This is a genomic window from Pseudomonas sp. TWI923, assembly GCF_039673365.1.
Classification (GTDB): domain Bacteria; phylum Pseudomonadota; class Gammaproteobacteria; order Pseudomonadales; family Pseudomonadaceae; genus Aquipseudomonas; species Aquipseudomonas sichuanensis.
Genome location: NZ_JBDJLM010000123.1, coordinates 1 through 8,019, shown reverse-complemented (window position 1 = coordinate 8,019; position 8,019 = coordinate 1). Strand labels below are relative to the sequence as shown.

Annotated in this window: 6 protein-coding genes; 3 read left to right on the top strand and 3 right to left on the bottom strand. The window is 65.3% G+C overall.

The window, feature by feature from the left end; translation table 11 throughout:
- Positions 1 to 351: 351 nt before the first annotated feature.
- The 3 genes from ABE459_RS25020 to ABE459_RS25010 are packed head-to-tail and all read left to right on the top strand — an operon-like array spanning position 352 to position 5,821.
- Positions 352 to 1,590, top strand: coding sequence for an exonuclease SbcCD subunit D C-terminal domain-containing protein (locus ABE459_RS25020; protein WP_125463286.1), 1,239 nt, complete (start codon positions 352 to 354; stop codon positions 1,588 to 1,590).
- Positions 1,587 to 5,231 (top strand): AAA family ATPase, encoded by a 3,645-nt coding sequence (locus ABE459_RS25015; protein ID WP_323833504.1) that lies wholly within the window; start codon positions 1,587 to 1,589, stop codon positions 5,229 to 5,231. Before ABE459_RS25020 ends, ABE459_RS25015 begins: the two co-directional genes overlap by 4 nt.
- Entirely contained in the window at positions 5,228 to 5,821 is a 594-nt protein-coding gene (locus ABE459_RS25010) for a glutathione S-transferase (protein ID WP_258706041.1), read from the top strand. The genes ABE459_RS25015 and ABE459_RS25010 overlap by 4 nt, the downstream gene beginning before the upstream one ends.
- Positions 5,822 to 6,049: 228 nt before the next feature.
- Here ABE459_RS25010 and ABE459_RS25005 read toward each other — a convergent pair whose 3' ends face one another.
- The 3 genes from ABE459_RS25005 to ABE459_RS24995 all read right to left on the bottom strand — a co-directional run bounded on the left by ABE459_RS25005 (position 6,050) and on the right by ABE459_RS24995 (position 7,919).
- The gene (locus ABE459_RS25005) at positions 6,050 to 6,226 is read right to left on the bottom strand and encodes a hypothetical protein (RefSeq protein WP_189654529.1); all 177 of its coding nucleotides are present in this window, start codon (positions 6,224 to 6,226) and stop codon (positions 6,050 to 6,052) included.
- Between the two features lie 303 nt (positions 6,227 to 6,529).
- Positions 6,530 to 7,666 (bottom strand): lactonase family protein, encoded by a 1,137-nt coding sequence (locus ABE459_RS25000; RefSeq protein ID WP_346648160.1) that lies wholly within the window; start codon positions 7,664 to 7,666, stop codon positions 6,530 to 6,532.
- Positions 7,632 to 7,919: a DUF5629 family protein gene (locus ABE459_RS24995; protein WP_125463282.1), complete on the bottom strand. Its 288-nt coding sequence runs from the start codon at positions 7,917 to 7,919 to the stop codon at positions 7,632 to 7,634. Before ABE459_RS24995 ends, ABE459_RS25000 begins: the two co-directional genes overlap by 35 nt.
- Between the last annotated feature and the right edge of the window lie 100 nt (positions 7,920 to 8,019).

The following is an 8,019-nucleotide window of genomic DNA, read 5'->3' as shown; positions in this document are numbered from 1 at the left end:
GCGATAGGTCATGGGCGGTCACCTGCGGCGATGCCCTTGAAAGGGTTGCGGGTCATGCGGCCTTTCCTTTGTACGCAGAAAACGCCGAACGCTAGCAGCTTGATGACGCCTTCGACGGCACCGGAAGCGGATCAAGAAACGTCCTACAGCAACAGCAGAACACTCACTCGAACATGCCTTGTCCTTAACAAAAAAACTCCGCAAGAACGTATTGATATCTGTCAGAAGCTTTGGCCCACCTTTCGCCCCATTCTCAATCGAGGCGGCACAGCGAAAGCGAGCTTACCCCGCAATGGGTTACCATACCGCCCTCACCCAAATGCCCCCTGCCGCTCATCCAACGGATCTTCCATGCGTCTGTTTCACACCTCCGACTGGCACCTTGGCCAGAGCCTGCATGGCCAGGAACGCGACTTCGAACACGCCTGCTTCCTCGACTGGCTGCTCGGTCAACTGCACCTGCGCCAGCCCGATGCGCTGCTGATCGCCGGCGACATCTTCGACACCGTCAACCCGCCGGTCAAAGCCCAGGAACGCCTGTACGACTTCATCGTCCAGGCCCATGAGCAGCAGCCCAAGCTGGATATCGTGATGATCGCCGGCAACCACGACTCCGGCTCGCGCATCGAGCTGCCTGCGCCGCTGATGCGCCGCCTGCGCACCCATGCCCTGGGCCGGGTGCACTGGCTGGACGAAGGCCAGCTGGACGCCGAGCGGCTGCTGATCCCGCTGACCAACGCCCGCGGCAAGGTGGCAGCCTGGTGCCTGGCCCTGCCGTTCCTGCGCCCGGCCGAAGTCACCGGTCCGGCACTGGGGGACGACTACCTGCAAGGCATCACCCAGGTGCACGAGCAACTGATCGCGGCAGCGCAGAAAAAGCGCAAGAAGGACCAGGCGCTGGTCGCCATCAGCCATGCGCACATGGCCGGCGGCAGCATCTCGGAAGACTCCGAACGCAGCCTGATCATCGGCAATGCCGAAGCCCTGCCGGCGCGGCTGTTCGACAAGGCCATCGGCTACGTTGCCCTTGGCCACCTGCACAAGCCGCAGAAGGTCAACCGCGAGAACCGCATCCGCTACAGCGGCGCGCCGATCCCGCTGTCGTTCGCCGAGATCAACTACCCGCACCAGGTGCTGGAAGTGGAGCTCGACGGCAGCGAACTGGTCAGCGTCGAACCACGCCTGGTCCCGCGGGCGGTGGCCCTGCAGCGGGTCGGCCCGGCCCCGCTGGGCGAGCTGCTGGTGCAGCTCGGCGAACTGCCAGTGATCGACCTGCTCGAAGACCCCAACCGCCAGCCATGGCTCGAAGTTCGGGTAGTGCTGGACGAGCCGCAGCCCGACCTGCGCCAGCAGATCGAGGTTGCCCTGCAGGGCAAGGCGGTGCGCCTGGTGCGCATCAGCGCCGAGTACGCAGGCGCGGGCCGCCAGGAAGACGACGAACTCGCCTTCGTTGAATTGGCCCAGATGACCCCGCAGGACCTGTTCGGCCGTGCCTGGCAGCAGGCCTACGGCAACCCCGCCGACGAGCAGGCCCTGGCCGATTTTGCCGAGCTGCTGCAGGACGTCCTGCACGAAGAGGAGCAGCCATGAAGATTCTTGCCATCCGCCTGAAGAACCTCGCCTCGCTGGCCGGGCCGATCGACATCGATTTCACCGCAGAGCCCCTGGCCAGCGCCGGCCTGTTCGCCATCACCGGGCCCACCGGCGCCGGCAAGAGCACCCTGCTCGATGCCCTGTGCCTGGCCTTGTTCGGCACTGTGCCGCGGCTGAACGACATTGCCCGGGAAGCCAAGGTGCCCGACGCCGACGGCGACATTCCCACCTCGGACCCGCGCAACCTGCTGCGCCGCGGCACCGGCAGCGGTTTTGCCGAGGTCGACTTCGTCGGCATCGACGGCAGCCGCTACCGCGCCCGCTGGGAAGCCAACCGCGCCCGCGAGAAAGCCAATGGCAAGCTGCAGAACAGCCGCCAGAGCCTGTACGACCTGGACAGCGAACAGCTGCTTGGCAGTGGCAAGAATGAATACAAGCAACTGATCGAAGCGCGCCTGGGGCTGAACTTCGAACAGTTCACCCGCGCGGTAATGCTGGCCCAGAGCGAGTTCGGCGCCTTCCTCAAGGCCGACGACAAAGAGCGCAGCGAGCTGCTGGAAAAGCTCACCAACACGGCGATCTACACCCGCCTCGGCCAGCGCGCCTTCAGCAAGGCGCGGGAAACCGGCGAACGCCACAACGACCTGAAGAAGCAGGCCGAGCACCTGCTGCCGATGGCAAGCGACGCCCGCGCCCTGCTCGACCAGCAACTGGACCAGGCCCAGCAGCAGTTCAAGGCAGACCAGGCCCGGCAGCGCCAGCTGGAACAGCAGCGCGTCTGGTTCGACGAACAACGCCAGCTGCAAGCCCAGCACGGCGAAGCCCATGCAGCCTTGCAAGCCGCCGAGCACAATTGGCAGCAATTGGCCGAACCACGCCTCGACCTGCAGCGCCTGGAACGCCTTGCGCCGCAGCGGCACCAGTTCCATCGCCAGCAGGATCTGGCCGGGCAATTGGCGCCGCTGGCCGTGGCGATTGCCGAACAGCAGAGCCAACAAGGCGAACTGCATAGCCGCACCAGCGAACTCGAGCAGGCACTGGAAACGGCGCGCCAGGCCCTGGCCCAGCATCAGGCCCAGCACAGCGATAACGCCCCGCGCCTGCGCCAGGCATTCGCCGCCCAAGGCGACCTGGCCCGCCTCGACAAAGAACTGGGCGAACAACGCGCAGCCTGCCAGCAGGCTGCGCAGGAAGTCAGCGACGCTGAGCAACACCTGCAGCAGTTGCAAGAAAACCAGCTGCGCAGCCAGCAGCAACTGGCGCAGATCGATGCGGCATTGGCCGACAGTGAACACCTGGGTAGCCTGGCCAACGCCTGGCAGGCCTATCTGCCGCAATTGAAGCAAGTGATGCTGATCGGCGGCCGGCTGGCCAAGGGCCGCGAGGAGTTGCCAGGCCTGCAGGCCCAGGTGAGCCAGGCCAATGCCCAGCTGCAAGCCCAGCGCGACAACTTCGAGATGCTGTTCCGCGAAGCCGGGGCCGAACCCCATGCCCTGGCCGAGCAGATCGACCTGCTCGGCGGCATGCTCCAGGACAACCGCAAGCAGCAGCGCGCCGTCGAGGAACTTGCCCGCCTGCATGGCCGTGAACTGGAACTGCGCCAGGCGATAGACGCTCTGCGTGACCGCCAGCAGCAGGCCATGCAGCAGCGCCAGCAACTGATCGGCGCAGGCACCGCGGCCAAGAGCGAGCTGGAAAGCGCCGAGCAGGCCCTGACACTGACCCGCCAGTTGCTTGATCGCCAGCGCCTGGCGCGCAACACCAGCGTCGAAGAACTGCGCGCCCAGCTGCGCGATGGCGAGCCGTGCCCGGTATGCGGCAGCGCCGAGCACCCGTTCCATCAGCCAGAAGCCTTGCTGCACAGCCTGGGCCGCCACGACCAGGCCGAGGAGGAGGCAGCGCAGAAACAGGTCGAACACCTCAACGCCAGGCTGGTGGAGCTGCGTACCGAGTTGGGCGTGGTCAACGCCCAGCTCAAGGATTATCAGCAGCAACAGCTCAAGCTGGGCGAACAGCTACAGCCGTTGCTCGAGCAGGTTCAGGCCCATGCCCTGTGGCCGGCGCTCGCGCCCCAGGACGACAAGGCTCGCAGCGCCTGGCTCGACGGCCAGTTGCGCCGCCTGGGCGACGAGATCGACCGCGACGAGAAACGCCAGGGCGCCCTGCTCGCCTTGCAAAAGGACGCCGCTCGCCTCACCCAGCAGCTACAGGCTGCCAGCGAGGCCCAGCAGCAGGCCCAGCGCCACCTCGACCAGCAACACCAAGCCCTGGCTGCCGACCAGCAGCAATTGGAGCAGGGCCTGAACGACCTGGCCAGCGTGCTGCCCCAGGACATTCTCCAGGCCCTGCGCGACGACCCGGCCCAGGCCTTCCTCGGTCTTGACCAGCAGATTGCCCTGCGCCGCCAGCAACTCGACCAGCGCAAGGACGAACAGGAAGAACAACAGGCCCGCCAGCAGCAGCTGGACAAGCTGCGCGACCAGCAACAGGCCCGGCAGCACAATCAGCAGCAACTGCTGCAGAAAATCGCCGCCCTGGACGAACAGCGCCAGCAGGCCCAGGCCACCCTCGGCGAGCTGCTCGGCGAGCAGGCCAGCGCCGAAGCCTGGCAGCAGCATATGGAAGCACAGCTGGAACAGGCTCGCGCCGCCGACGCCGACACTGCCCAACGCTTGCAGGCATTGCGTACCCAGGGCGTGCAATTGGCCGCTGAACTCAACGCCAACAGCCAGCGCCAGCAGGCCCTTGAGCACGAGCACCAGCAGTTGCAGGGCGCAATCGCCCAATGGCGCAGCAGCCACCCGGAACTGGACGACGCCGGCCTCGACCGCCTGCTGGCCATCGACGACGCCCAGCTCGGTGAGCTGCGCCAACAGTTGCAGGCGGCGGAAAAAGCCATCGAGCAAGGCCGGGTGCTGTTGCAGGAGCGCGAGCAGCGCCTGCAGCAACATGCTGCCCAAGCCCATGGCGAACTGCCGGTCGAAGCGCTGGAGCAGAGCCTCGCCGAGCTGCAACAGCAGTTGGTCGCCCAGGAGCAGCAATGCGCCGAACTGCGCGCGCAACAGGCTGACGATCAACGCCGCCAGCAGGCACACCAGGCCCTGGCCGAACAGATCGACCAGGCCTATCAGCAGTGGCAACGCTGGGCACGCCTGAGCGCCCTGATCGGCTCCGCCTCGGGCGATGTGTTCCGCAAGATCGCCCAGGGCTACAACCTCGACCTGCTGCTGCATCACGCCAACAGCCAACTACGCCAGCTGGCCCGGCGCTATCGCCTCAAGCGCGGCGGCAGTGCCCTGGGCCTGCTGGTGCTGGACACCGAGATGGGCGACGAACTGCGTTCGGTGCATTCGCTGTCGGGCGGCGAAACCTTCCTGGTCTCTCTGGCACTGGCACTGGGCCTGGCCTCGATGGCTTCCAGCACCTTGCGCATCGAATCGCTGTTCATCGACGAGGGCTTCGGCAGCCTCGACCCCGAGTCGCTGCAACTGGCCATGGATGCCCTCGACGGCCTGCAGGCCCAGGGCCGCAAGGTGGCGGTGATCTCCCACGTACAGGAAATGCACGAGCGCATCCCGGTACAGATCCAGGTGCGCCGCCAAGGCAACGGCCTGAGCGATGTCGAGGTGAGCGGGTGATCCTTTACTCGTTCCGCCGCTGCCCTTGGGCCATGCGTGCGCGCCTGGCCCTGCGCTATGCGCAGTGCCCAGTGGCGATTGTCGAGGTGGCGATGAAGAACAAGCCGGCCGAGCTGCTGGCACTGTCGCCCAAAGGCACGGTGCCAGTGCTTGATACCGGGGATGGGGTGCTGGAAGAGAGCCTGGATATCATGCGCTGGGCCCTTGCCCGGCATGACCCCGAGGACTGGCGCCTGCTGGCCGACCCAGCGGCGGCACAACGGGCCGATGCGCTGATCGCGCGTAACGACAGCACGTTCAAGGCCCAGGTGAACCTGTACAAATATGCCGAGCGCTACCCCGAGCATTCCCGAGAGCATTACCGGCAACAGGCCGAAGCGTGGCTGGTGGAGCTGGAAAGCCTGCTCGAAGCCAGGCCTTACCTGCTGGCCGACCACCCGAGCCTGGCCGACGCCGCTTTGCTGCCCTTGATGCGCCAGTTTGCCGGGGTCGAACCTGAGTGGTTCGCCGAGGCGGCTTATCCGCGGGTGCGGAGCTGGTTGCAGGGCCTGCTGGAATCGGACCTGTTCAAGGCCATCATGGCCAGGTGAAGCAGCTTCAAGTTACGAGCCTCAAGCGCCAAGTCGAGCGGCTGACTCTGCTTTGTCTTGTAGCTTGAAACTCTGAGCTTGCAGCTCACAGCGCCAGGATCGGCGCCGACATCAGCAACAGCACTACCGCCGTGATACGCCACATCATGCTCTGCCCCTTGGAGAGTCAAGAATTTAGCGTCAAATTAAATCACATGGCGTTGTGCTATTACCAATGGCTTTACACACTCAATTGGAGTGCTTGCTCAGGGCGGCGTGGAAATGCGCGCTCTGTTGCAGGTATTTGTCGGTGTAGCTGTGGGTAGTGGATGGCTTGCCGCTGTGTTCGGCCTGCGCGTGTGCTGGCAGCACGACCGAGGCGGAGATGGCGGAAGCGGCGATGAGCGAGAAGAGATTGAAGTTCATGTTGGCGGACCTCGACTTCGGTGGTTTGACGTTGGCCCATCGGGGCCTTGGGTCAAAACTTACGCCGATGCAGCCGCTGTCTGAAATTCATTGCGGCAGTAGCAAATATCACGGCAATCGATAATTGCCTCGCCCTGCACTCTGCCTGTGGGAGCGGCGGTTCGCTGCTGCGATTTACCCGCGAAGATGAACCTAGGTGCCTGGCACGGGCTTTGCCCGTGTTCGCGGGTAAACCCGCTCCCACAGGAATCGCGCAGCTGTTTGAATGGCGAGCAAGACAGTTGCCCCCACAAGCAAGACTTATCACTCGAGGAACTTGAGGTCCGACGGCGCCGGCTGGTCGAACTTCTGTACGGTCTGGCCCAGGGTGCCCTTGCGCGGATCGCGGTGCATGACCACGATCTGGTTGCTCTTCTGGTTGGCTACCAGCAGGAAGTCGCCACTGGGGTCGAGGGTGAACTCCCGGGGATGATCGCCCTCCACCGAACGGCGCTGCAGCAGGGTCAGCTGGCCGTCGTCCTTGCCCACCGCATACACCACGATCTCATTGGCCGTGCCACGGTTGCTGACGTAAAGGAAACGGCCGTCCGCCGACAGGTGCAGCCCGCCGGCGGCTTTGGCGGCGGGGTCCTTGAGGTCGGTCAGCGGCAAGCGCTGGCGCTCGGTGAGCGCGCCATCCTGGGCATCGAAAACCACCACTTCGGCGCTCATTTCCAGGGTCAGGTAGGCGTGCTTGCCCTTGGCATCGAACAGCAGATGCCCCGGCCCGCTGCCCGGCGGCAGGTCGACCGCTGGCGGGATCGCCGGGCTCAGCGGGTGTTCGGGGCTGGCGCCGTCGTAGCGGTAGATGAACACCTTGTCCGCGCCCAGGTCGCAGGCGTACAGGTGGCGACCATCGGGCGACAGCACCAGCGAATGCACATGGGCACCGGCCTGGCGCTCGGGGTTGACCTTGCTCGGCGCATGCCGTGCCTGTTGCACCACCGCTTTGAGCTTGCCGTCCTTCGCCACCGGGATCACCACCAGGCTGCCGCCGGGGTCGGGGGCGACGGCGTAGTTGGCAACAAACAGGTAGCGCTGGTCGTGGCTGAGGCTGGCGTGGGTCGGCTCGTCGCCCTGGCTGGGTACCTGGTTCAGCGGTTTGATCTCGCCCTTGCGGCTCAGCGAAAAGCTGCTGGCATGGCCTTGGGCAGTCTCGTTGACGGCGAACAGCAGGCGCTGGTCGGCGGACAGCACCAGCCATGACGGGCTGACCGCCTTGACCACCTGCTGGGGCTTGGCGTCGATGTGGCCGTTGCGCTCGTCAAACCCGTAACGGTAGATACCCAGGCTGGGGCTGGGGCCATCGGTGTAGCTGCCCACCAGCAAGGTGGCGGCGTGGGCATTGATTGCAAGGGTCATCAGGCTAGCGGTCAGCAGGCTCGTCCACGTCCGATTCATCGTCTTCTTCATCCGGGGCTCTGAAAGCACTCATACAGACTAGACGATGCTCGCCCTCGGCAGAGGCCAGCCGCCAGTCGTCGCCCGCGCCAGTGGCGGCGGCGACTTGCTCGGGGGTGAAGGTCCAGCGGCGCAGCTGGCGACCGTCCATGCACTCGATCACAAGGCCGGTTTCGTCGAAGGTGAAGTCGAAGGCGTGCAGGCCGTCGATCAGCAGCATGTCGCAGGCTGCGAGGGTGGTGGCGAGGGTCATGGGGACATCCGGGAAATTGGGCGGCCATTATAGCCATGGGGCTGCCCTGCAGCCCAATCGCCGGCAAGCCGGCTCCCACAGAGATCGCGCCATCTTCACC

What these genes read in the sequence shown, in the direction of transcription:
- ABE459_RS25000 (WP_346648160.1), bottom strand. Translation starts at nt 7,666, where the DNA reads ATGAATCGGACGTGGACGAGCCTGCTGACCGCTAGCCTGATGACCCTT.
- ABE459_RS24995 (WP_125463282.1), bottom strand. Translation starts at nt 7,919, where the DNA reads ATGACCCTCGCCACCACCCTCGCAGCCTGCGACATGCTGCTGATCGAC.
- ABE459_RS25020 (WP_125463286.1), top strand. Translation starts at nt 352, where the DNA reads ATGCGTCTGTTTCACACCTCCGACTGGCACCTTGGCCAGAGCCTGCAT.
- ABE459_RS25015 (WP_323833504.1), top strand. Translation starts at nt 1,587, where the DNA reads ATGAAGATTCTTGCCATCCGCCTGAAGAACCTCGCCTCGCTGGCCGGG.
- ABE459_RS25005 (WP_189654529.1), bottom strand. Translation starts at nt 6,226, where the DNA reads ATGAACTTCAATCTCTTCTCGCTCATCGCCGCTTCCGCCATCTCCGCC.